This window comes from Leeuwenhoekiella palythoae, assembly GCF_020310025.1.
Lineage (GTDB): Bacteria > Bacteroidota > Bacteroidia > Flavobacteriales > Flavobacteriaceae > Leeuwenhoekiella > Leeuwenhoekiella palythoae.
This window is the reverse complement of the sequence record NZ_CP084318.1, coordinates 1481230-1503233: the sequence shown is the minus strand read 5'-3', so window position 1 is coordinate 1503233 and position 22004 is coordinate 1481230. Positions and strand designations below refer to the sequence as shown.

Sequence of the window (22004 nt, the reverse complement as noted above, 5' to 3'; positions counted from 1 at the left end):
TATGAATCATAACGAACTCGGGAAATGGGGTGAAGAATATGCTGCGAGCTATCTCGAGAAAAAGGGTTATGAATTATTAGAACGCAATTGGTTTTTCAATAAAGCTGAATTGGATATTATTGCGCTAAAAGACGATCAGTTGGTCGTTGTTGAAGTCAAAACACGCAACTCTGATTTTTTTGGCGATCCACAAGATTTTGTGACGCCGGCAAAGATCAAGTTACTTGTGAAAGCCACCAATGAATACATCATCTCAAACGATCTGGATCTTGAAGTCCGTTTTGACGTCATCGCCATCTTAAAAAACAAAACCCAAGAACAGCTGGAGCATTTTGAAGATGCGTTTTATTATTTCTGAAATATTATTATGGCTAATCAGTGGGGTATTCCGTAAGACGTTGAAAAATTTGTTTTAATTCGTGATAAGACGTGTGTGTATTGCGGCGTTGATTTTTCAATCACTCATGTATCAAGAAAAACCAAGCCATCTTGGGAACATATAATTAACGACATTCATCTTTCCTCAGCAGATAATATTGCACTCTGTTGTACTTCTTGTAACGCGAGCAAAGGAGCTAAGAAATTAGAAGAATGGCTTAAAGGCAACTATTGTTTATCAAAAAATATAAACGAGAATACGGTAGCAGAAGTAGTTCAAAATGTAATCAGAAAGAACATCTCTAAAACTTAAAAAGAGGAATCAATTCGAGATTGATTCCTCTTTTTTAAAGTTAGGCTTCCGCAGTAATTTGTTGTTTTATGGTTGCTATCGCCCTCAAAATTATCGCTATATAAAGTCCTTGAACCAGAATGCTTGCAGGACCGGCTATGGCCACCATAATTATGGTTAAGAACATAAATCCTAATACTAAAGTGATTATTCCGGTTACTTTGGGCAGTTGGCCAAGATGATTAGTTTTATACAGCCCAATTCCCATACAGATAAAAACAATTCCAAAAAGTACGCTGTAAATCAATGCAAAAGCTTCAAGCTTGATGTATTGAAAATGAAGATCAACGACCGAGTAGATCGCGATTAAGGTGTTGATCGCAATGGCGATAAGCGCACTGGTTTTTAGAAAACTGGCTTTAAACAATTCGCCGATCAAAACAAAAGCGCGCATATGTAGTGCAAAAGCTATGGCGGCAAGTATGGTGATGGTTACATAGAATACTTCGCCAAAATAATAACCGCCGGTGGCAAGAAAAGTGGTTTCTTCAATAAGTTGAAAAACCAATAATATCATACTCAGAATCCCCGCAATCCAACCGAGATGGAGTTGATTGAACAAGAACGACACCTTTTTATTCTCATCGATTTCAATCAAAAAAGCCTTTTTCACTTTCTTTTCAAAAACAGATTCCTGTAAGTCGTCGAGGTCGCGATCCAGTGCAGCGAGAATAGTTTTTACGGTGTACACACGCGGCATAACTTCGCCCGCTTCAATGCGCTGAATGGTGCGCACCGAAATATTACACTGTTCTACAAGTTCTTCTTGAGTAAATCCTTTTTGCTGACGTAATTCTAAAATTTTCAGCCCTAATTGTGGTTGTTTCATGAGTGACATAAGATTGCTCTTGTAGTGATGCGCATCTAAAAATACAAGAATGTTAGACCCTGCAATACTAAAGATAGCAACCTATTTCAAACAATTTTTTGGCGCACATTTTACCCGACATTCACCCGACATTTCAAGTATAATGCGAGTTGAGGCGAATTAGGTATTTTTAGAAATTCTGATAAATCTGTATTGGTTTTAACCTATTCTGAAACCTGTTCTACCTTTTTAGGCATCAAAGGTCTTAAGATATCCAAAGCTTTTTCTACTGAAGAAACCCCTGCAGCGGTCAACAACAAGCGTAAACCTTTGCTGGTTTTTTTCTCTTTAAGCGTGACCTTGTTTGAATGGGTTTGTACAAACTGAAGCACTCTGGAAAACGCCGGACTTTGATAAAATTTAGACTGCTGATCTGCAATAAAGAACCCGATGAGTTTTTTATTTTTCATCACCACTTTTTCCAGTCCGTAATGTGTAGCAATCCATTTGATACGCACCGAGTTCAACAAGTCTTCGGCTTGCTTAGGCAGTTCTCCAAAACGGTCGATCAAACGTGCTTCAAAGGCTGCGAGTTCTTCTTCGGTTTTGAGGTTGTTTAATTCGGTGTAGAGATTTAAACGCTCGGTAATATTGTTGATGTAGTCGTCAGGGAACAACAATGAAAAGTCAGAATCTATGACAGTGTCTTTGACGTATTCTTTGTTTTCGTCATCAACATTCTCGTGTGCATAGAGCTCTGCAAACTCATTTTCTTTCAGCTCTTCAATCGCTTCGTTGAGGATTTTCTGGTAGGTATCAAAGCCTATTTCGTTGATAAATCCGCTTTGCTCACCACCTAATAAATCTCCGGCACCGCGTATTTCTAAATCTTTCATCGCAATATTGAAACCACTTCCCAAACTTGAGAATTGCTCTAAAGCCGTGATTCGTTTGCGTGCATCATCAGTCATCGCCGAAAGTGGCGGTGTGATGAAATAACAAAACGCTTTTTTGTTGCTTCGGCCTACACGTCCGCGCATCTGGTGCAAGTCAGACAGACCAAAATTATTGGCATTATTGATAAAAATCGTGTTGGCATTGGGCACATCGAGACCGCTTTCTATAATGGTTGTAGAAACCAAAACATCAAAAGCGCCATCCATAAATTGGAGCATCAGCTCTTCAAGCTTTTTTCCGTCCATCTGCCCGTGACCGATAGCCACTTTAGCATCAGGAACCAGACGCTGAATCATTCCCGCAACTTCCTTAATATTTTGTAGCCTGTTGTGTATGAAGAATACCTGACCGCCACGCTGAATTTCATACGAGATCGCATCGCGTATCGTTTCTTCAGAAAGTCTGATGATGTGTGTTTCAATAGGGTAGCGGTTGGGCGGTGGTGTGGTGATCGTACTCAAATCACGCGCCGCCATCAAACTGAATTGCAGCGTACGTGGGATAGGCGTCGCCGTTAAGGTTAACGTATCAACATTTTCCTTAATGGTCTTCAGTTTATCTTTTACCGCAACACCAAATTTCTGTTCTTCATCAACGATCAGCAGCCCCAGGTCTTTAAACTTTACATTTTTGTTGGTGAGTTGGTGTGTACCTATGATAATATCTAGACGACCATTTTCAAGACGTTCAAGCGTTTCTCTTTTTTCTTTCGCAGTGCGGAAACGGTTCAGGTAATCTACCGTGACCGGTAAATCTTTTAGTCGTTCACTAAAGGTTTTATGATGCTGAAAAGCCAAAATCGTGGTGGGCACAAGCACTGCAACCTGCTTCCCATTATCCACCGCTTTAAATGCGGCTCTGATGGCAACTTCGGTCTTACCAAAACCTACATCACCACAAACCAGACGATCCATCGGGCGCGGACTTTCCATATCGGCTTTTACGGCTTCGGTGGCGCTGCTTTGATCTGGCGTGTCTTCGTAAATAAAACTTGCTTCGAGTTCGTTTTGCAAATAGGTATCCGGGCCAAAAGCAAAACCTTTTTCAAGACGACGCTTGGCGTATAATTTAATGAGGTTAAAGGCGATTTCCTTAACCTTGGTTTTGGTCTTTTGTTTCAGTTTTTTCCAGGCAGCGCTTCCTAGTTTGTAGATCTGTGGCGGCTTCCCGTCTTTGCCGTTGTATTTGGTCACTTTATGCAATGAGTGAATACTTAGGTAAAGCACATCGCGCTCGCCATAAATGAGTTTTATAGCTTCTTGACGTTTTCCTTCTACTTCAATTTTCTGGAGTCCACCAAATTTCCCGATCCCGTGATCAATATGCGTGATATAATCGCCCACTTGAAGACTGGTCAATTCTTTAAGTGTGATCGCTTGTTTTTTGGCGTAGCCGTCTTTCAGTTTAAACTTATGATACCGCTCAAAGATCTGATGGTCTGTATAACACACCATTTTTAGATCGTCATCAATAAAACCGCGGTAAAGGGAGACAATAATAGTCTCGTACTGCTTTACGTTGAGTTCGGCATCGTTAAAAATATCCTGAAAACGTTTGGCTTGTTGCTCGCTGGCGCAGCAAATATAATTGGTATAACCGGCTTCGTGATTCTCGTTGAGATTTTCGATAAGCAAATTGAATTGCTTGTTGAATGCCGGTTGCGGCTGCTGATTAAAATTGATGCTCGCGGAAGCTTTATCACTCGGTAAGGATAAGCCTTCGCTCACCCGCACCAGCGTAAAATCCAGAAGTTGTTTTTTGATGCTCGTAGCGTCGCAAAATAACTCTGAAGGTTTATGCCTTTTGATCTCACTGTCTAACTTCTGAAATGCTTCTTCTGCTTTGCTAAAATTGGTATCGATACGTGTAGCCAATTGCTCAATATCCTGAGTGAAAATCACCGTATCTGCAGCGATATATTTTAAGAAGCTTTCCCGGGTTTCCTGAAGCGCCTTGTTTTCTACATTAGGCATCAGGCTTATTTTGTTGATCTTATCAACAGAAAGCTGTGATTCTACATCAAAAGTTCGGATGCTGTCTACCTCATCACCAAAAAATTCAATGCGATAAGGCTGATCGTGTGAAAATGAAAACACATCTATAATTCCCCCACGTACAGAGAATTCGCCGGGTTCGGTCACAAAATCAACACGCTTAAACTTATACTCAAAGAGCATTTCGTTAACAAAATCCAGCGAAAGATTATCGTTGACTTTTACTTTGAGCGTGCTTTTATCAAGCTCCTTTCGGGTGACTACTTTTTCAAAAAGCGCATCAGGATACGTGACAATAAGCGCCGGTTTTTTGCGACTGTTGATGCGGTTAAGCACTTCGGCACGCAATAAAACATTGGCGTTATCAGTCTCTTCAATTTGATAAGGTCTGCGGTAACTTCCGGGATAAAACAGCACGTGATCCTCTTTGACCAATTGCTCCAGATCGTTAAGAATATACGCCGCTTCTTCCTTATCATTTAGAATAACCAGAAAAGGCTTATCTGCAGTTTTAAAACTTTCGGCAATAGTTATAGAAAGCGACGAACCTATGAGTCCGTCGAGATTGATTCTATTTTGAGAAACGGCAATAGCGTTCCCGAGTTCTTGCAGTTGTGCAGACTCTAAAAAAGGCTTGGTGATCGTGGTTTTACCCATAGGTGGGCAAAGATACTGCGTAAAACTTGGTTTCAAAACAGCTTTTGAGATTTAGCATTTTGGTAACAAAAACTCTTTTGGCAAACGCATAACAGGGATTTACAATTTCACTAACATAAAACCCACGCACTCCCCTGTATCTTTATAAAAATTCAATATTATGGCGATAGCGCACTACGATCTTTTTGTAATTGGCACCGGTAATGCTGGCAAACACGTGGCTTATGACGCGGTTGAAGCGGGCTTAAATGTTGCGATTGCAGACAATCGGGAATTTGGCGGAACGTGCGCCAATCGAGGTTGTGATCCCAAAAAGGTTTTAGTAGGCCTCACCGAAATCATCGAGCGCAGCCAAAATTTAAAAGGAAAAGGAATAAAAGAGCTTCCTGAGGTAAGTTGGTCTGATCTGATGGAATTCAAAAAGACATTCACCGGAGCCGTACCGTTCACTACGGAAGAAAAGCTCAAAGAACAAGGGATGACCTTGTATCATCAATCGCCGAAGTTTCTAGATGAAAATACTTTGTCTGTGGAAGGGAAAACCGTTACCGCCGATAAAATCGTGATCGCCACAGGAAATGTCCCAATGAATTTAAATATTCCCGGAGATGAGCTCGCACTAATTAGTGATGACTTTCTTGAGCTCGAAGCACTGCCCGAAAGTATGATTTTTATAGGCGCTGGTTATATCGGGATGGAATTTGCCCATATTGCTGCACGCTGCGGGGTAGATGTTACCATTGTTGATGTGAATGCGCGTATACTGTCTAATTTTGACGAAGATCTAGCGCTTCAACTTCAAAAAAAATCGGAAGAACTTGGCATTAAATTCCTTTTTAACGCTGAAGCAAAAGCAATCGAAAAACTGCGTAAAAACTATAGATTAACAGTAGATCACAACGGAAATTCAGAAGAACTAAAAGCCGAATTGATCTTTAATACTGCGGGTCGCGTCCCAGCCGTAGACGAACTCGATCTGGAAAAAGGGAACGTGGCATTTTCAAAAAAAGGAGTTGCCGTAAATTCATTTATGCAAAGCACGACGAATCCAATAGTGTATGCTTGCGGAGATGTTTCAGACACGAGTAATTTGCCGTTAACTCCGGTGGCGCATCAGGAAGCCTATTATGTTTCTAAGAATATTTTAAACGGAAACACCGCAGAAGTCAATGTACCTGCAACGCCTTCGGCAGTTTTTACCATTCCGCAATTGGCGAGTGTGGGACTCACGGAGCAAGAGGCTCAAGAGCAAGGCTATGATTTTATAGTCAAAACCGCTTCGGTTGAAGATTGGTATAACGCCAAGCGCTTGAATGAAAAATTTTATGCGTACAAAACGTTACTAGATAAGAAAACCGGACAGATTTTAGGTGCGCATTTGCTAGGCAGTGAAGCCGCAGAAACAATCAATTTATTTATGATGGCGATGCACAGCAAACTTGAAGTAAACACCTTAAAAGGAATGGTTTTTAGTTATCCCAGTTGGGCAAACGATATCAAATCGATGCTTTAAGAATTTAACCGCTGCCTGAGTTTATTAAACGGATTGGTTGCTCGATTGCGGTAGCCGTGCAATCCTGCAGTAACAACAAGTAAGACGCAGCCCGCCAAGGCAAAATAAGCCACACTTTCTAAACTGTCTTTATGCCTGCTAAATATGGCAAAAAGCGCCCAGACACCCACCATCGCAAATTCACGCATATTGCGCAGATTAGTCATTAAAAGGTTGATGTACACCGCGATCGTAATCAAAAGCATCGTAAAAATGATCTGTGTTAACTGACTTCCGGCACATCCCAGCTTGACCAAAAACGCCGAAATATTTGCAATAGTTGCCACAGCAATCCAACCGCTGTAAATACAAACAGGCCACCACACAAAAGCAATGATCTCGATAGGTGCATCCCAGCGCTCCATATTGGTTTTAAAAACGATTTTTAAAAGCGAGATCAACATCCCGATGATAATCAAAACTGAAAGCCAGACGTAGTCATAGGTAAAAGCAACCACCCAAGCCGTATTTAAAAAGTTGGTTAGCGCAAACCAATAACCGGTTTGCTCAATATGCGGTGTTTCTTTTTTACTGAAAAATGCGCGTTTAATTCCGAAAAGGGCATAGGCTATCAGTCCTAAAAAAATCACACCCCAAATCGCAAAAGCATAGCCGGCAGGCGTGAAGAGGTTATCGTATTTAGCGCTCATCTCGCCAATGGTCGTATTGTTCCAGCGTTGTGTTTGAGAAAGATAATTGACTACAACGGCGGTAATCACAGATACCAAATTGATTAGGGCTAATTTTTTTTTCATTGAATGGGGATTACCTCATTTTTAGTTATTGCAAAAACTTGATTTCCCGGTTGAGGTTCGAGATAATAGTTTCCGGTAAAGGTACCAAACGCAGGTAAAATCAATTGATTTTCAGTCTTAAAGAAACACGAAAGTTTTAGCACTTGTCGGCCAATTCCGCCCAACCGAATTCCGGGATGTATGTGTCCACAAAAATTGAAAAAACCTTCACGTTCCTCGGGGTGATGCGTCAACAAAAAACCATTTGATTGAAATTCGCTGTAAATATCAATATTCAGATTCTCATATTTTACAGGCGAAATGATATCGTGATTCCCGGCGATAAGTATCAAGGTTTCTTCACGAGATCGCACCCATTTCTCAAAAAGTTTCCATTCGGTATTTAAGCTGCTGTGAAAAAGATCCCCCAAAAAACAAATAGACTGCGCCTGATAATAATCGGCCACGCGCGTGAGCTGGTCAAAATTGGCAGCAACCGCTCTAAGTGGCACTGCGCTCCCGTGTTTTCTAAAATGCGAAACCTTCCCCAGATGTACATCCGCAATCAACAGCATGCGCTTCTCATGCCAAAGCATTCCTCCCGAAGGATGCATCGTAAATGTGTTATTCTGTATACTGATCTCTTGCGTCATTGCTTGACAAATTTCAAGTTTTCTTGATCAAATGGCTGTTTATAAAAACAAAAAATCTGCTCGTGATGAGCAGATTTTTCTAGTCGTTCTGTGATGAAATATCTTAATTCATTTGATAATTGAGCATCCAAGTTACGCCAAATTGATCGCGCAATCTTCCGTAGTATGCATTCCAACTGGTTTCTTGCAATTGAGTTACAACTTGTCCGCCGGCAGAAAGTTTTTCAAATAATTCGTCGGTTTCTTCCTTACTTTCTAAATCCACGCTTAATTGAACCTGATTTCCTTCAGTAAGTGGCGTGTCTGGCGCCGCGTCATACGCCATAATATGAATCCCTTTTCCTTCTAATTCGGCGTGCTGCAATTTGTTGCGATAATCTCCGGGAATATCAATTTCTTTGCCTTCATAGGTATCTTTATTTTTGATCTGACCACCAAAGCAATTCTGATAAAAATTTAAGGCTTCCTGACAATTTCCTCTAAAGGTTAAATACGGTTGTACACTTTTCATAACTTTATTTTTTTGGTTTTCCGCGAAGCGGAAAGGATTAGTTTTCTTTGTATTAAAGATACGGGAAAGGACTAGTGTTTACAGGATTTAAGCTGTTATTTTAGGCTTAAGGAAAGACTAAAATTTGTTAAGGTTGAAAGGGTGCTGCTAGTATTTATCGAGATACTTGAGCATATTTTTAATGCGGTCTTCAAGCTTCTCGCTGCTAAGTTTTTCGCGAAGGCGATCGGTAATGATCGGGAAGGAAAATGGGGTTGCTTTTTTACAGTTTTTGACTACGATCTCTTGTTGTTCAATTCGCTCCAGGGCGATGCGTAAACGGCCTTCTTCCAATTGGTGTTCAAAAGTCTCGCGATAGGCTTGTTGAAACAAAAGATTCTCCGGTTCATAATCTCTGAATACTTCAAACAACAACTGACTGTTGCTTTGCAAATGTTTGTTTTTAATGATTTTCCCCGGAAATCCTGTAAAAACCATACCGCTAATCACCGCAATATCTCTGAATTTACGCCTTGCCATTTCGGTGCTGTTTAAGCTTTTCTGCAAGTCTTCAAATAAATAAGCCGAAGTAAACAAGTCGTTGTCGAGCACTTGCTGCATGTCTATTTGTTGATCAGAAAGAATCTCAAAACCATAATCGTTAAAAGCGATACTGAAGGTAATGGGCGACAGCAAACTAATGCGATAGGCGAGCAAACTGCCCAAAGCCTCGTGTACAAAACGCCCTTCAAACGGATAAAAAATATGGTGATAGCCTTCCCGACTTTTAAAGGTTTCGATCAAAAATTGATCATCAGTCGGTACGATAGATTCTACGCGTTGCCGCGCAAAAATATCTTTGAGGGCTTGCAGCTCCCGCGTTTGTTGTTCAAAAGGAAGGTTTGCTGAGTACAACTCTTCGCGCAGCAATTCGCTCATTTGCGCAGATAAAGTGAGTCGACCGCCCATCCAACTCACCACACGCGCTTGTTTTTTGGTTTTGGCTTTTTTGACCAAAACCTGCATTCCTTTGATGCGGTAGAGTTCGAGATTTCTTCCGGCAAACGTAAAGACGTCGCCGGGTTTTAGTTTAGAAATAAACCATTCTTCAACCGTACCGATGTACCCACCTTTTAAATATTTAACCTGAAGTGCCGCGTCGCCAACGATGGTGCCTATTTGTAGACGGTGCCGCATCGCTACCGATCTGCTGTTTACTTTGAATTTTCCGTCTTCTTCGATCTCAATTTTTTTATACTCGTCATAGGCTTGCAGCGACTGACTGCCTTTGGTGATGAAATTTAAGATCCAACGCCATTGCTCGTCTGACATCGCCTGAAAGCAGAAGGTTTGCTTGACTTCTTGGTAAATTTCCGCAGGATAAAAACCGTCTGAAACCGCTAAAGTCGTCAAATACTGAATCAATACATCAAAGCTCAACAAATACGGAATACGATCTTCTACCACTTGATTGATCGCCGCTTTTCCCAGTGCCGAAGCTTCGATCAACTCGATGGCGTGCGTGGGTAAAAAGTAGATCACACTTTCTTTACCGGGCTGGTGACCGCTACGCCCTGCACGTTGTAAAAAGCGCGCAACCCCTTTTGGGCCACCAATTTGAATGATGCTTTCTACCGGAGCAAAATCAACGCCCAGATCTAAACTCGAAGTGCAAATCACGGCTTTAAGGCTTTCGTTGCGAATGGCTTCTTCAACCCACAATCGGGTTTCTTTATTGATGCTGCCGTGATGCATCGCCATCTCGCCGGCAAACTCGGGATGTTTATGCATCAACTTTTGAAACCACAACTCACATTGCGCCCGGGTATTGGTAAAAAGCAAAGTGGTTTTGCTGTTATTGATGATGGGAACCACCTCTTCAAGTAGATGCAAACCCATATGCCCTCGCCACGGAAATTTTTCCATAGTCTCCGGGATAATGCTTTCTACTTTGTAGGTTTTTCCCAGATTGGCTTTGATTAAAGCGGAATTTTTAAATGCTTGAAATTCGGGTCCTAGAAGCACCTCGCGTGCCTGATTGAGATTTCCTATCGTTGCCGAAACACCCCAAATACGCAACTGCGGCGCGATTGTTTTGAGTCGGGACAAGCCGAGCTCTACTTGCACACCGCGTTTGCTTCCTAAAAGTTCGTGCCACTCGTCAATAACGATAGCAGTCGTATTCTTAAAAACCTTGTCATATCCTTTTGAAGTCAGCAATAGCTGAAGACTTTCGGGAGTGGTAACCAGCAAGTCTGGCATTTTCTTTTTTTGCTTCGCTCGTTCGCCTTGGGGTGTGTCGCCGGTGCGAATCCCAACCGTGAGTTGGGTTTCCAAACCATCAGCAAAACGTTGGGCTGCCTGGGCAACTTCAACAGAAAGCGCGCGAAGAGGTGTGATCCAAATTGCTTTAAGGCCGGGCTTGTGTTTGGCTTTATAATCGGGATTGTTTTTGATGTAATCCAATACGAAGGCTACCCATAAGGCGTATGTTTTTCCACTACCCGTAGGCGCATTCAGCAATCCGTTTTTTCCTTCCAAAAATGCATCCCAGGTCTCTTCCTGAAAGGCAAAAGGTTTCCAGCCTTGATCCTTGAACCAAGAAGTAGCGAGATTATGAAGTTGTTTGTGGGTCATTTCGTTATGAATAGCAGATGGGTTTTGAATTGGACTCAGATTGTTATGGCTCCCCTCCTAAATTTAGGAGGGGTGTCGCGATCTGAATCGCGACGGGGTGGTTTTATTACCGCCAATAACCTTGATTTAATTTAGCATTTAAAATTATTCTCGATTTCTTTCAAAACACTTGGTAAAAGGTCAAAGACCATTTTATTCTCAAAGCGAATTACAGTATAACCTAAATCATTCAACTTCTTTGTTCGGAATTCATCGTACTCCATGGCGTTAGAGCTTAAATGATGTTGGCCGTCAAGTTCTATGATTAATTTTTCTTGAGGGCAATTAAAATCAACGATAAAATGTGATATGCTGTGTTGTCTTCTAAATTTCCTTCCTTTAAGTTGAGATTTTTTTAAATAGTTCCATAAATAAGCTTCAGCCGCTGTTAAATTAGACCTTAGATACTTTCGTTGAGATTCGAGTTCCTTTAAATTATGTACTTGTTTTTTCATTTTAAACAACCTGTTACCACCTCTTTCTTTGCCTTTGGCAAATTCATTCTCCTCCTTGAAAAGGAGGAGAGCGTTTAATCCTTTTAAAGTTAAAATTTCAAATGTTTCCTTATTTAGATTTCTCAGGCTTGGGAATCAATTGTTTTAAATCTTCAAGTGTATTGGCATCCTCAATTTTTTTATCCTTCCGCCAGCGCAACATTCTTGGAAAACGGGTTGCAACACCACTTTTATGACGTTTAGAAGGAGCGATGCCTTCAAAAGCAATCTCAAAAACGTGATACGGAGTCACGCTACGCACAGGACCAAAACGCTCTAAAGTGTTCTTTTTGATCCATGCATCGAGACTGCGAAATTCTTTATCAGTAAGGCCGGAATACGCTTTTGCAAAAGTGACAAGTTCTTCTCTGTTATCGTCCCAAAGTCCAAAAGTATAATCAGTAAATAAATTGCTGCGGCGCCCGTGACCGCGCATCGCATAGGTAAGCACAGCATCAATGGTAAGGGGTTCAACCTTCCATTTCCACCAGTCTCCTTTTTTACGTCCTACCAGATAGGGCGAATCTTTGCGCTTCAGCATTAAACCTTCAGACATCACTTCGCGGCTGCGTTCGCGTTCTTGAGCCGCAGCTTCCCAGCTGTCAAATTGCATGGTTTCAGAAAGATGCAGGGGCAGCACTTCAGTTGTTACTTCGGTATATAATTTTTCAAGGATTTTGCGCCTTTCGGCGAAAGCCAGATCGCGAATGTCTTTGCCTTTCCATTCTAAAATGTCATAAGCTTTGAGGATTACCGGCGTTTTTTTGAGCAGTGCTTTGGAAACATTTTTACGACCAATACGCGTTTGTAAATCATTAAAGGTGCCGATCACTCCATTTTTAAACGGTAGAATTTCCCCATCTAAAACGGTTCCATTAGGTAAGGCTTCGACCAAAGCCTCAAACTCGGGATATTTATCGGTAACCAATTCTTCACCGCGACTCCATACAAAGAGTTCGTTGTCCCGAATGATCACTTGCGAGCGAATGCCGTCCCATTTATGTTCTGCAAACCATTTAGAAACTTCCCCCAGATCTTCAGGTTCATCTTCAATTGCATAAGCGAGGTAGAACGGGTAGGGTTTGCTGAGGTAATCTGCTTTGTTTTCTTCTAAAATAAGCTCTTGAAAACTTATGGTCTTGGGATCCCAATTCCCCATAAGTTTATAGGCCAAAATATCAACGTCAATGCCAGTGGCCTTTGCAAGCGCACGCGTCATCAACTTCTGACTTACACCAATGCGAAAACTACCTGTGATGAGTTTGCTAAATACAAAACGCTCGTAATAGTTAAGGTCGGTCCAGTTGGATCGCAGATAAGCTCGTTTTTCTTCTTCCGGTTTTTTCTTGAGGGCTATAATTTCTTCTAGAAACTGGGTGAGGCTTTTATCGGTACTTTCTTCTGAAGCAGGAATGACCAAAGCGATCGTCTCAGCGAGATCGCCAACAATGTGATAGCTTTCTTCAAACAACCACAACGGAATGTTTGCAAGCTCTGAAGCCCAAGTGCGCAGCAACGTTGTATTTACCGGTCGGGGAGGCCTGCGGTGTGAAAGTATCGCGATCGTCCATACTTTATCCTGCGGCGGAGCCACTTTAAAATATTCAGTTAGGGCATCAACCTTGATGTTGGTTTTGTTGGTGCTGTCTATCTTTTTAATAAGTTGGGCAAATGCTCTCATTCCTGTTCTTTTTCAGTTTCCTCTCCTAATTCGCCTTCATATTGTGTCGCTTCGGTGCGTGCGTCATAACCTTGCTCCAGCAAATACCGTGTGAAAATATCGGTATAGCCGTGCGTGCTGATGATCTTTTCGGCACCAGTGGCTTCAATACTTTCTAGTAAACCTTGCCAGTCGCAATGATCGCTTAGGACAAAACCTTTATCGATCGCCCGGCGCCTTCTGGCTCCTCTAAAGGTCATCCAACCACTAGCAGAAGCGGTAACATAAGGCACCATTTTACGAATCCATGTACTGCCATGTGCGCTAGGTGGAGCGACTACAATATTGCCCAGAAGTTCTTCTTTTTTAGTCTCGCGGGTGACGCGTGTGGTTTCTGGCATCGGGCAGAGGGGGCGTATTACTTCCGTCATATTTTCGATAGCACCGTGCGTATAAATTTTACCGATATCTGTATCTAGATACCGCAGTAATCGCTGTGCCTTTCCCAGAGAATATCCAAAAATCACCGAGGTTTTACCTTCAGCCTTATTGTCTGACCACCATGTGTTGATGTCGTTAAACACTTCGCTTTGCGGCCGCCATTTGAACGCAGGAAGTCCAAAGGTACATTCAGTAATGAACGTGTGACATTTGATGGGTTCGTACGGAGTGGCGACGCCGTCATCTTCGGTTTTATAATCGCCGGTAAATACCCAGACTTCGCCTTTATGTTCTACGCGAATTTGCGAGCTGCCAATGATATGCCCCGCAGGGTGCAAACTGAATTTAACATTTTTAATCGTAAAGGTTTCGCCCCATTCCTTACCGGTTACGTTGATTTCGCCCAATCTGTGTCTGATTATGGGCACATTGATGTGGTGCGTGATATAAGCCTTGTGACCCCAGCGGCTATGATCTGCGTGACCGTGTGAAATAATGGCTTTGTCAACCGGTTTCCAGGGGTCGAGATACACATCTGCAGCGGCGCAATAAATGCCTTTGTCATTAAATTGAAGAAGTGGCGCTTTAATGGTTTGTTAGTTTTTAAAGGATTCAAACGATTGAATTTTAAAGGTATAAAGTAAGCTTGTAAGCCATAAACCGATTAAGAAAACATTAGCAGGATTTAGCAAAGCTTAGGCTTTTGGCGCGCTGTGACGGTTTTTTGGTTATCCGTTTCGGACAGAGATAAACTGAATTTTAAATTTTAATAAGCGGCTTAAATAATTATCTTTGACCACTTAAAAATTAAACCATGTCTTTTACAGATTTATTTGATAGTGGCGAGCATAGACGTAACCTTGGGCATTTTGCAGCAATTGCAAATATGGCTACGGTAGACGGAGAGTTGAATGCCGAAGAAATTAAACTTTTAAAGCGTTTTGCTGTAAAACTCGATATTGACGAGACTGAGTATGTTGATATTGTAGAAAATGCACGCAGATATCCTATCAATCCGCCTAACAATTCAGAAAAGCGTTTAGAGCGCTTGCACGATTTGTTCAGAATGATCTTTGTAGATCATACGATTGATGATCACGAGCGTTTTTTAATTGAAAAATATGCGATAGGCCTAGGCTTTAGCGCTGAACGTGCAAAACAGTTGATAGAGCGTTCTATTCAGATTTTTCAAGGTGGAATTGACTTTGACGATTACCTATATCTTTTAGATAAGAAATAGATTTAACATATATAATTTGCAATGCCCGCTTTAGTCCTTCTAAAGCGGGCATTTTGATTTTTTAGAATTGTAAGGAAGTATAAACTTTCAGGAGCTTTTTAAAGGTACTTTCTCTGGGCAGCGCACAAATATTTTATCGTGATTCTAGGGTAAAACGTATATTTAGCTAGAAAACCTATTACTATGCAAGCAACCATTCGCAAAGCCGAAGCCGATGATATGGCACAGGTACTACGCCTTATTAAAGAATTGGCAGTTTATGAAAAAGAGCCTGAAGCTGTTGAGGTAACGGTAGATGATCTTATCGCGTACGGTACCGGGAACAATGCCGATTTTACGTGCTTTGTTGCAGAACGAGACACGGAGATCCTTGGTATTGCGCTGGTTTATTATCGGTTTTCTACTTGGAAGGGACGCACCGTACATCTTGAAGATCTCATCGTACGCGAGCAGTATCGTGGTGAAGGTTTAGGGATGGCGTTGTATACCGAAGTGATCAAATACACGTACGAGCTGGGTCTAAAACGCGTAGAATGGGTGGTTCTTGATTGGAATACTTCGGCGGTTGATTTTTATGAAGCTTCAGGAGCAAACGTGATGAAAGAATGGAACACAGTGCAAATGGATACTGAAGCAATGAAAGCATTTCTAAGCAAAAAAGGATTGGCATAACTACAGCCTATGGGATTTCAGGTTTATAAATTTGGTGGAGCTTCGGTTCAAAATGCAGAAGGAGTAAAGAACTTGGTGAAGGTTTTAGAACAAACGCAAGTTGAAGATCTTGTGATTGTTGTTTCGGCGATGGGCAAAATGACTAACGCGCTTGAGGATGTGGTAGCTGCCTACTTTGATGCCAATGCTAAAACCGATACCATCGAGACCGTTGAGGCTTTTCATCACAATATTGCCTTAGAACTTTTTGAAAATCCTTCGGCTCCGGTCTTTAAACAAATTCAAGCTTTACTAGAAGAATTAAAAGGCTTTTTACAACGCAACAAATCACCCGACTATAATTTTGTTTACGATCAGGTAGTGATCTATGGCGAATTGTTAAGTACTACCATCGTAAATGCATTTCTGGAGAAAGAAGGTTACCGAACTACTTGGCACGATGTGCGCGATTATCTAAAAACCGACACCAATTACCGCGAGGGAAAAGTAGATTGGGAGCTTACGATGCGTAATTTGAGCAGAAAACTTCCAAAAAAAGGAATACAGCTTACGCAAGGTTTTATCGCTTCAGATCCTAACGGATTCTCAACCACGTTAGGCAGAGAAGGAAGCGATTACACTGCGGCCATTATTGCCTATTGCCTCAATGCTGAGCGCGTTACCATTTGGAAAGATGTTCCCGGAGTGTTAAGTGCAGATCCACGTTATTTTGAACACGCGACGCTGCTTAACTTTATTTCCTATCAAGAAGCGATAGAGTTGGCATTTTATGGGGCTTCGGTGATTCATCCTAAAACGCTTCAGCCTTTGCAGCGTAAAGAAATACCACTTTTTGTAAAGTCTTTTTTGAATCCGGAGCAGCCCGGCACTCAAGTGAGTGCAGGAACTTTAATCGAGCCCTTGATTCCGTGTTATATTAGAAAAACCGATCAGGTACTCATTGCGCTATCTTCTTTAGATTTTTCTTTTATGGCGGAAGAAAATATCGGAGAGATCTTTAAACTGCTGGGAATGTTTAAAATGAAAGTGGATCTGATCCAGAATTCAGCGATTAGTTTTTCGGTTTGTGTAGATAATAAATATAAAAATCTAGACGCGTTGGTGGCTAAGCTGCGTGCCGATTTTAAAGTAACGGTACACGAGAATGTATCGCTGTATACCTTACGTCACGCCACAGATGAAGCGCTGGCCAAATTAGAGAAAGACAAAGAAATTCTATTAAAACAAGTGATGCAAAATACCGTTCAGCTGGTGTCTTTATAGCGCGCTTGCTGCGTTTTTTGCTATCTTTGTTTCCTACTTATAAAGTGGGGTTTTGCAAAGCGTAAGACCTTGCATCAAAGAAAATATAATATATCATCTTTGCCGGGTGCAAAGATTTTTTTGAATACACAAAGTTCATGGGATTAGTTACCGCAAAAGAAGTTGCAAAGGCAATCAACGTAGATAAATTTGGTTTTGCGGGTACGTTTATGGGATGGACCTTGATGAAAGTGCTCAAGATTTCTAAAGCAAACGAGATCTATGACCGCAACAAACACTTAAGCGATCTTGAGTTTCTCAATGCGATTCTAAACGAATTTGAGATCGATTTTGAAATCCCCGAAGAAGATTTAAAGCGCTTGCCCAAAGCCGGAAGTTACATTACCATAAGTAACCACCCACTAGGTGGAATTGATGGGATTTTATTGCTGAAACTACTCATAGAGCAGCGTCCTGACTTTAAAATTATCGCAAATTTTCTGCTGCATCGCATCAAGCCATTAAAGCCTTATGTGATGCCGGTAAATCCGTTTGAAGATCATAAGGATGCACAGTCAAGCATCGCCGGATTCAAACAGGCGATCAGACATTTGCGTGACGGGCATCCGTTAGGGATTTTTCCTGCGGGGGAAGTTTCTACGTATAAAGATGACAAGCTTATCATTGATAAACCCTGGGAAGAAGCTGCGATGAAACTCATTAAGCGCGCAGAAGTTCCTGTGGTTCCTATTTATTTTCACGCTAAAAACAGCAGGTTGTTCTATCAGCTTTCACGCATCAGCGACACTTTGCGTACGGCTAAACTTCCTTCGGAACTGCTTACGCAGAAAAAACGTACCATTCACGTGCGTATCGGGAATCCGATTTCGGTTAAGGCGCAAAAAGAGCACGAAAGCTTAGAGGATTTCACGGAATTCCTAAGACGTAAAACCTATATTCTGGCGAAGACTTTTGAGAAAAAATCATCGCTTTTGAGCACTATTCCGCAATCTTTAAAAACTCCTAAAGAGCCTAAGAAGATCGCCAACGAAGTTAAAGCTGAACTCATTGAGCAAGAAGTGAACAAGCTTCGTGAGAACGAGAAAAGACTTTTACAGAGCAAGAATTATGAGGTGTTTTTGGCTTCCGCAGAGATTATTCCCAACATTTTAAATGAGATTGGGCGCTTGCGCGAGATCACCTTTAGAGAAGTAGGAGAAGGTACTAACGAACCTACAGATCTGGATCGCTATGATCATCATTACCATCATTTATTTCTTTGGGATGAGGATAGCAAAAAAATCGCCGGAGCTTATAGAATGGGACTTGGAGCGCATATTATGCCAGAACATGGTATCAATGGTTTCTACTTGCAAAGCTTATTTAGGTTTGAACCTGAGCTGCATAAAATGATGGGCGAAAGCATAGAAATGGGTCGCGCATTTGTGATTAAAGAATACCAACAAAAGCCGATGCCGCTCTTTTTATTGTGGCGCGGAATTGTGCACACCACTTTGCGTTTTCCTGAGCATAAATACCTTATTGGTGGCGTGAGTATCAGCAATCAGTTTTCTAATTTTTCTAAGTCGCTGATGATCGAGTTTATGCGTTCGCACTATTACGATCCGTATATCGCGCAGTACATCAGACCGAAAAAGGAATTTAAGGTTAAGCTGAAAGATGCCGATAAAGAATTTGTTTTTGATGAGACTGAAGCTGATCTCAATAAGTTTGACAAGATCATTGAAGAGATGGAAACCGGTAATCTACGTCTCCCGGTGTTGATCAAAAAATACATCAAGCAGAATGCAAAAGTGATCGCTTTTAATGTAGATCCCTTGTTTAATGACGCTATTGACGGGCTCATGTATATCAAGATCGAAGATCTTCCGGAAAGTACCGTAAAGCCGGTTCTGGAAGAATTTCAAGCTGAATTAGAGCAGAAGCTGGAGCAGGCACGCAACGAGGATGAGTCGGCTAAAGAATCTTAGTACTTCGACGTTCTAGAAGTGCATTATCCTGCCATTTACCATTGCGTTGAGCGATTTTTTCATGAATTCCTAGAAGCTTGAAACCTAACTTTTGATGCACGTGAATACTGGCTTTATTCTGCGGAAAAATATGTGCAGTTAGCGTCCAGAAGCCTTCATGTTCACTCGCTTGAATAAGTGCTTCAAGAAGTTGAAAACCTATTTTTTTACCTTGATGTTGCGGTGCGACATACACTGTGACTTCCGCAACCCCGCGATATACTACTCGTTTAGAAACCAGACTTAACGCTGCCCAGCCGGCAACCTTATGATCAACCTCGGCAACTAGTCTGCACGCTTTGCAAAAACGTAAATCCCAAGCTTCAAATGCGGGAGCCTCCGTTTCAAAGGTTGCGATTTGGGTGTCAATCCCTGCTTGATAGATCTTAGCGACTTCAGGATAATCCTCGGGCTTAAATCGTCGAATTAGAAGATCCATAGTTTCAGGAATATGGAATGTTATTTTTCACTCTCATCTAAGAATACGGAATCAACAGGCTCCCAAAGTTCAATTTTATTGCCTTCAGGATCTAAGATCCAACCGAACTTGCCGTAATCGTACTCTTCTATTTCCCCTACGATCTCGACACCTTCTTGTTTAAGTACTTCTAGCAATTCAACTAAATTTTCAACTCTGAAGTTCATCATAAACTGCTTCTCACTTGGAGAAAAATAAGATGTATCCTGCTGAAAAGGACTCCATTGTGTCGAGCATTTATTTCCGTGTTCATCGCGCCACCAAAACGTCCAACCGTATTGGTCTGTAGGAATGCCTAAATGCGTTTTATACCAGGCTTTAATTGCATCAGGATTTTGGGTTTTAAAGAAAAATCCGCCTAATCCGGTTACTCTATTTTTCATACTGTATTATTTAGGTTGATGTTTAGGACAATCTATTCTTCGATTTTCTGGGTGCAGTTGCGTGCGTAATTGCATACAAAAAGCATGATTGATTCCGTCTGAACGGTAGGCTTTGCAATCTTGACACGACCTGCTTAAAGTAACCGTATTTTCTTTATTCAATGTAGATAGTATGGAAAACAAACTAGTATAAAGCAGCTTTAAATCTTCAGAGGATTCTGTTTCTAAAGCTTTGTAGATGGGTGTTGCAGGTTCGGTAAGTTGTGCAACGACTTCTTTTCCTTTTTCGGTAAGCGTAATGTGAAAACGTCTGTTGTCTTTATAGTTGAGTACTTTGGTGAGTAGTCTGCGCTGTTCAAGCGTTTTGACACAATCGCTGATCGTTGCTTTGGTAACTTGAAATTCTTCAACCAAATTGCTTACGGTATTTTCAGAAGGACCATGATAGGCAATAAAGAAAACTAATTTTTGTTGTAGCGGGGAGAAGCCATTTTCTTTTTGGTTTGCCCACTGCATTGTTTTAAAAGCATCAGCCAGCTTATCAAAGGCAGCCGTTGTTTTCGCAGCTAAATCTTTGTTTTGAAAATCAGGATCGTAAATGTGTTGCATAGAAGTGTGTTACCACTCCTAAGTTACAAAAAAAGCCTTTAAACCAACGATTTTGCGCCGGTAGTATGGAATCCTATTTAGTTGCTAATGCTAGAATTTTGTCAACAATAGTCTGTGCGAGTTTAATCTTGCTTTCAACTGTCCAGCCTGCGATGTGGGGAGTAAGCACTACATTTTCAGCCTGAATTAGGTATTGTAGCGGTTCAGGCATTTGCTCGGTAGCTGTAAACAGATTTTCAAAAGAGAGTTTTTCATATTCAAGCACATCAAGTCCTGCACCTAAGATCTTTCCTCTTTTTAAAGCATTGGCAAGTGCTTCAGTCACTACACTTTTTCCGCGAGCGGTATTGATAAGCCAAAATGGTTTTTTAAATCCGTTGATAAATTCAGTATTCACCATTTTATCGGTAAGTGGCGTCCACGGGGTATGTAAACTCAAAACATCTGCACGTTGCTGAAGTTCTTCTAAACTCACCTGTGTGGCATTCTCATTGCCCAAATTAGGGCGAATATCATAACAGAGCACTTCGCAGTCAAAGCCTTTCAGCTTTTTAGAAAATGCATTTCCCATATTCCCATAACCTATGAGTCCTACTGTTTTGCCTTCAAGTTCCAAACCGCGGTTTTTCTCCCGATTCCACTGCCCAGAGCGCACTTCGGCATCAGCTTGCTTTAGTTTATTGAAAAGCATCAGCAACATCCCTAAAGCGTGTTCCCCAACTGCATTGCGATTACCCTCTGGTGCTGCGATTAGAGCGATTCCTTTTGACTCCGCATAAGGAATATCTATGCTCTCCAGACCGGCGCCCACACGGGCAATGAATTTAAGATTGGCGGCAGCATCAATAAACTGCTTATCGATCTTAAATCTGCTGCGAATAACCACACCTTCATACTGCTCGATTTTTGCTTCGATCTCCTCTTTTGAAGATGTATAGTCCTCCTCATTGATATGACCTGCGGCTTTGAGTTGCTCGATCATCAATTCGTGGTTGCTGTCTATATGTAAAATTTTCATAGTAAAAAGATAAGATGCTTATTGATTAACTTCCTCATAAAATGCGGTGAACGACTCCGGAACGCGTAGTGGTTTGCGGGTTTGCATATTCAAAAGGCACCAATTTGTGATCGAAGTTGCAAGAACTTTGTTATCTGAAGGTCTAAAGATTTTAGTGCGTCTAATAGAGCGAACGCCCTCAAATTTTTCTACCCAAGTCTCAATTGTGATTTGCTCCCCTTCAAAGGCCGGAGCGTGATATTTGATCGTGTGCTCCAAAGCAACCCAGGCATATTTTTGTAGCATTTCTTCGGTGGAATTATGCTGCCAATGTGCTTCAGCGACATCTTGCACCCATTGTAAATAGATCACGTTATTTACGTGGCCTAAGCCGTCAATTGCTTCGGCAGGAACTGTAATATTGAGCTTAAACGTTTTTGCATTCATCATTGCTCAAAAATACGAAACTCTTAAGGGAGCGTGACTGTTATTAGTGGTTTTGAGAAG

Annotated in this window: 20 protein-coding genes; 6 read left to right on the top strand and 14 right to left on the bottom strand. The window is 41.5% G+C overall.

What is annotated here, in order from left to right; translation table 11 throughout:
* Position 1 precedes the first annotated feature (1 nt).
* Positions 2-358, top strand: coding sequence for a YraN family protein (locus tag LDL79_RS06240; RefSeq protein WP_225599571.1), 357 nt, complete (start codon positions 2-4; stop codon positions 356-358).
* 373 nt (positions 359-731) lie between these two features.
* On the opposite strand, the gene LDL79_RS06235 is transcribed toward LDL79_RS06240, so the two are convergent.
* A complete protein-coding gene (locus tag LDL79_RS06235; protein ID WP_225599570.1) occupies positions 732-1559 on the bottom strand; it encodes a helix-turn-helix domain-containing protein in 828 nt (275 codons plus the stop codon).
* Between the two features lie 203 nt (positions 1560-1762).
* Entirely contained in the window at positions 1763-5146 is a 3384-nt protein-coding gene (mfd, locus tag LDL79_RS06230; protein WP_225599938.1) for a transcription-repair coupling factor, read from the bottom strand.
* Positions 5147-5306: 160 nt separating this feature from the next.
* Between mfd and LDL79_RS06225 the strand changes: the two genes are divergently transcribed.
* Positions 5307-6659 carry a dihydrolipoyl dehydrogenase family protein gene (locus LDL79_RS06225; protein WP_225599569.1) on the top strand — a complete coding sequence of 451 codons (1353 nt, stop codon included), beginning with the start codon at positions 5307-5309 and terminating at the stop codon, positions 6657-6659.
* Here the strand turns inward: LDL79_RS06225 and LDL79_RS06220 are convergent.
* The 7 genes from LDL79_RS06220 to LDL79_RS06190 all read right to left on the bottom strand — a co-directional run bounded on the left by LDL79_RS06220 (position 6656) and on the right by LDL79_RS06190 (position 14436).
* Positions 6656-7453, bottom strand: a complete 798-nt coding sequence (locus LDL79_RS06220) for a tryptophan-rich sensory protein (RefSeq protein WP_225599568.1) — start codon at positions 7451-7453, stop codon at positions 6656-6658. The two genes, LDL79_RS06225 and LDL79_RS06220, sit on opposite strands and share 4 nt — an antisense overlap.
* Positions 7450-8085 (bottom strand): ligase-associated DNA damage response endonuclease PdeM, encoded by a 636-nt coding sequence (gene pdeM, locus LDL79_RS06215; protein ID WP_225599567.1) that lies wholly within the window; start codon positions 8083-8085, stop codon positions 7450-7452. The genes LDL79_RS06220 and pdeM overlap by 4 nt, the downstream gene beginning before the upstream one ends.
* A gap of 103 nt (positions 8086-8188) precedes the next feature.
* Entirely contained in the window at positions 8189-8596 is a 408-nt protein-coding gene (locus tag LDL79_RS06210; RefSeq protein ID WP_072981738.1) for a VOC family protein, read from the bottom strand.
* Positions 8597-8743: 147 nt separating this feature from the next.
* A complete protein-coding gene (locus LDL79_RS06205; protein WP_225599566.1) occupies positions 8744-11212 on the bottom strand; it encodes a ligase-associated DNA damage response DEXH box helicase in 2469 nt (822 codons plus the stop codon).
* Between the two features lie 131 nt (positions 11213-11343).
* Positions 11344-11706, bottom strand: a complete 363-nt coding sequence (locus LDL79_RS06200; protein ID WP_225599565.1) for an endonuclease domain-containing protein — start codon at positions 11704-11706, stop codon at positions 11344-11346.
* A 109-nt stretch (positions 11707-11815) separates the two neighbouring features.
* Complete coding sequence (locus LDL79_RS06195; RefSeq protein ID WP_225599564.1) at positions 11816-13426, bottom strand: ATP-dependent DNA ligase; 1611 nt, start codon at positions 13424-13426, stop codon at positions 11816-11818.
* Complete coding sequence (locus LDL79_RS06190; RefSeq protein ID WP_225599937.1) at positions 13423-14436, bottom strand: ligase-associated DNA damage response exonuclease; 1014 nt, start codon at positions 14434-14436, stop codon at positions 13423-13425. The genes LDL79_RS06195 and LDL79_RS06190 overlap by 4 nt, the downstream gene beginning before the upstream one ends.
* Before the next feature lie 224 nt (positions 14437-14660).
* Between LDL79_RS06190 and LDL79_RS06185 the strand changes: the two genes are divergently transcribed.
* The 4 genes from LDL79_RS06185 to LDL79_RS06170 all read left to right on the top strand — a co-directional run bounded on the left by LDL79_RS06185 (position 14661) and on the right by LDL79_RS06170 (position 18991).
* Positions 14661-15086 (top strand): tellurite resistance TerB family protein, encoded by a 426-nt coding sequence (locus tag LDL79_RS06185; protein WP_072980591.1) that lies wholly within the window; start codon positions 14661-14663, stop codon positions 15084-15086.
* Between the two features lie 183 nt (positions 15087-15269).
* Complete coding sequence (locus LDL79_RS06180) at positions 15270-15758, top strand: GNAT family N-acetyltransferase (protein WP_225599563.1); 489 nt, start codon at positions 15270-15272, stop codon at positions 15756-15758.
* Positions 15759-15767: 9 nt separating this feature from the next.
* The gene (locus tag LDL79_RS06175; protein ID WP_225599562.1) at positions 15768-17021 is read left to right on the top strand and encodes an aspartate kinase; all 1254 of its coding nucleotides are present in this window, start codon (positions 15768-15770) and stop codon (positions 17019-17021) included.
* A gap of 137 nt (positions 17022-17158) precedes the next feature.
* Positions 17159-18991, top strand: a complete 1833-nt coding sequence (locus LDL79_RS06170; RefSeq protein ID WP_072980585.1) for a lysophospholipid acyltransferase family protein — start codon at positions 17159-17161, stop codon at positions 18989-18991.
* Here LDL79_RS06170 and LDL79_RS06165 read toward each other — a convergent pair.
* From LDL79_RS06165 to LDL79_RS06145, 5 genes are all read right to left on the bottom strand, one after another.
* Complete coding sequence (locus LDL79_RS06165) at positions 18978-19469, bottom strand: GNAT family N-acetyltransferase (protein WP_225599561.1); 492 nt, start codon at positions 19467-19469, stop codon at positions 18978-18980. The genes LDL79_RS06170 and LDL79_RS06165 overlap by 14 nt on opposite strands.
* Before the next feature lie 20 nt (positions 19470-19489).
* Positions 19490-19891 (bottom strand): VOC family protein, encoded by a 402-nt coding sequence (locus tag LDL79_RS06160; protein ID WP_225599560.1) that lies wholly within the window; start codon positions 19889-19891, stop codon positions 19490-19492.
* Between the two features lie 6 nt (positions 19892-19897).
* Positions 19898-20500, bottom strand: a complete 603-nt coding sequence (locus LDL79_RS06155) for a MarR family winged helix-turn-helix transcriptional regulator (RefSeq protein ID WP_225599559.1) — start codon at positions 20498-20500, stop codon at positions 19898-19900.
* Positions 20501-20573: 73 nt separating this feature from the next.
* Positions 20574-21518, bottom strand: a complete 945-nt coding sequence (locus LDL79_RS06150) for a 2-hydroxyacid dehydrogenase (protein WP_225599558.1) — start codon at positions 21516-21518, stop codon at positions 20574-20576.
* 18 nt (positions 21519-21536) lie between these two features.
* Positions 21537-21947 (bottom strand): acyl-CoA thioesterase, encoded by a 411-nt coding sequence (locus tag LDL79_RS06145; protein WP_225599557.1) that lies wholly within the window; start codon positions 21945-21947, stop codon positions 21537-21539.
* Between the last annotated feature and the right edge of the window lie 57 nt (positions 21948-22004).

What these genes read in the sequence shown, in the direction of transcription:
- LDL79_RS06240 (WP_225599571.1), top strand. Translation starts at nt 2, where the DNA reads ATGAATCATAACGAACTCGGGAAATGGGGTGAAGAATATGCTGCGAGC.
- LDL79_RS06235 (WP_225599570.1), bottom strand. Translation starts at nt 1,559, where the DNA reads ATGAAACAACCACAATTAGGGCTGAAAATTTTAGAATTACGTCAGCAA.
- mfd (WP_225599938.1), bottom strand. Translation starts at nt 5,146, where the DNA reads ATGGGTAAAACCACGATCACCAAGCCTTTTTTAGAGTCTGCACAACTG.
- LDL79_RS06225 (WP_225599569.1), top strand. Translation starts at nt 5,307, where the DNA reads ATGGCGATAGCGCACTACGATCTTTTTGTAATTGGCACCGGTAATGCT.
- LDL79_RS06220 (WP_225599568.1), bottom strand. Translation starts at nt 7,453, where the DNA reads ATGAAAAAAAAATTAGCCCTAATCAATTTGGTATCTGTGATTACCGCC.
- pdeM (WP_225599567.1), bottom strand. Translation starts at nt 8,085, where the DNA reads ATGACGCAAGAGATCAGTATACAGAATAACACATTTACGATGCATCCT.
- LDL79_RS06210 (WP_072981738.1), bottom strand. Translation starts at nt 8,596, where the DNA reads ATGAAAAGTGTACAACCGTATTTAACCTTTAGAGGAAATTGTCAGGAA.
- LDL79_RS06205 (WP_225599566.1), bottom strand. Translation starts at nt 11,212, where the DNA reads ATGACCCACAAACAACTTCATAATCTCGCTACTTCTTGGTTCAAGGAT.
- LDL79_RS06200 (WP_225599565.1), bottom strand. Translation starts at nt 11,706, where the DNA reads ATGAAAAAACAAGTACATAATTTAAAGGAACTCGAATCTCAACGAAAG.
- LDL79_RS06195 (WP_225599564.1), bottom strand. Translation starts at nt 13,426, where the DNA reads ATGAGAGCATTTGCCCAACTTATTAAAAAGATAGACAGCACCAACAAA.
- LDL79_RS06185 (WP_072980591.1), top strand. Translation starts at nt 14,661, where the DNA reads ATGTCTTTTACAGATTTATTTGATAGTGGCGAGCATAGACGTAACCTT.
- LDL79_RS06180 (WP_225599563.1), top strand. Translation starts at nt 15,270, where the DNA reads ATGCAAGCAACCATTCGCAAAGCCGAAGCCGATGATATGGCACAGGTA.
- LDL79_RS06175 (WP_225599562.1), top strand. Translation starts at nt 15,768, where the DNA reads ATGGGATTTCAGGTTTATAAATTTGGTGGAGCTTCGGTTCAAAATGCA.
- LDL79_RS06170 (WP_072980585.1), top strand. Translation starts at nt 17,159, where the DNA reads ATGGGATTAGTTACCGCAAAAGAAGTTGCAAAGGCAATCAACGTAGAT.
- LDL79_RS06165 (WP_225599561.1), bottom strand. Translation starts at nt 19,469, where the DNA reads ATGGATCTTCTAATTCGACGATTTAAGCCCGAGGATTATCCTGAAGTC.
- LDL79_RS06160 (WP_225599560.1), bottom strand. Translation starts at nt 19,891, where the DNA reads ATGAAAAATAGAGTAACCGGATTAGGCGGATTTTTCTTTAAAACCCAA.
- LDL79_RS06155 (WP_225599559.1), bottom strand. Translation starts at nt 20,500, where the DNA reads ATGCAACACATTTACGATCCTGATTTTCAAAACAAAGATTTAGCTGCG.
- LDL79_RS06150 (WP_225599558.1), bottom strand. Translation starts at nt 21,518, where the DNA reads ATGAAAATTTTACATATAGACAGCAACCACGAATTGATGATCGAGCAA.
- LDL79_RS06145 (WP_225599557.1), bottom strand. Translation starts at nt 21,947, where the DNA reads ATGATGAATGCAAAAACGTTTAAGCTCAATATTACAGTTCCTGCCGAA.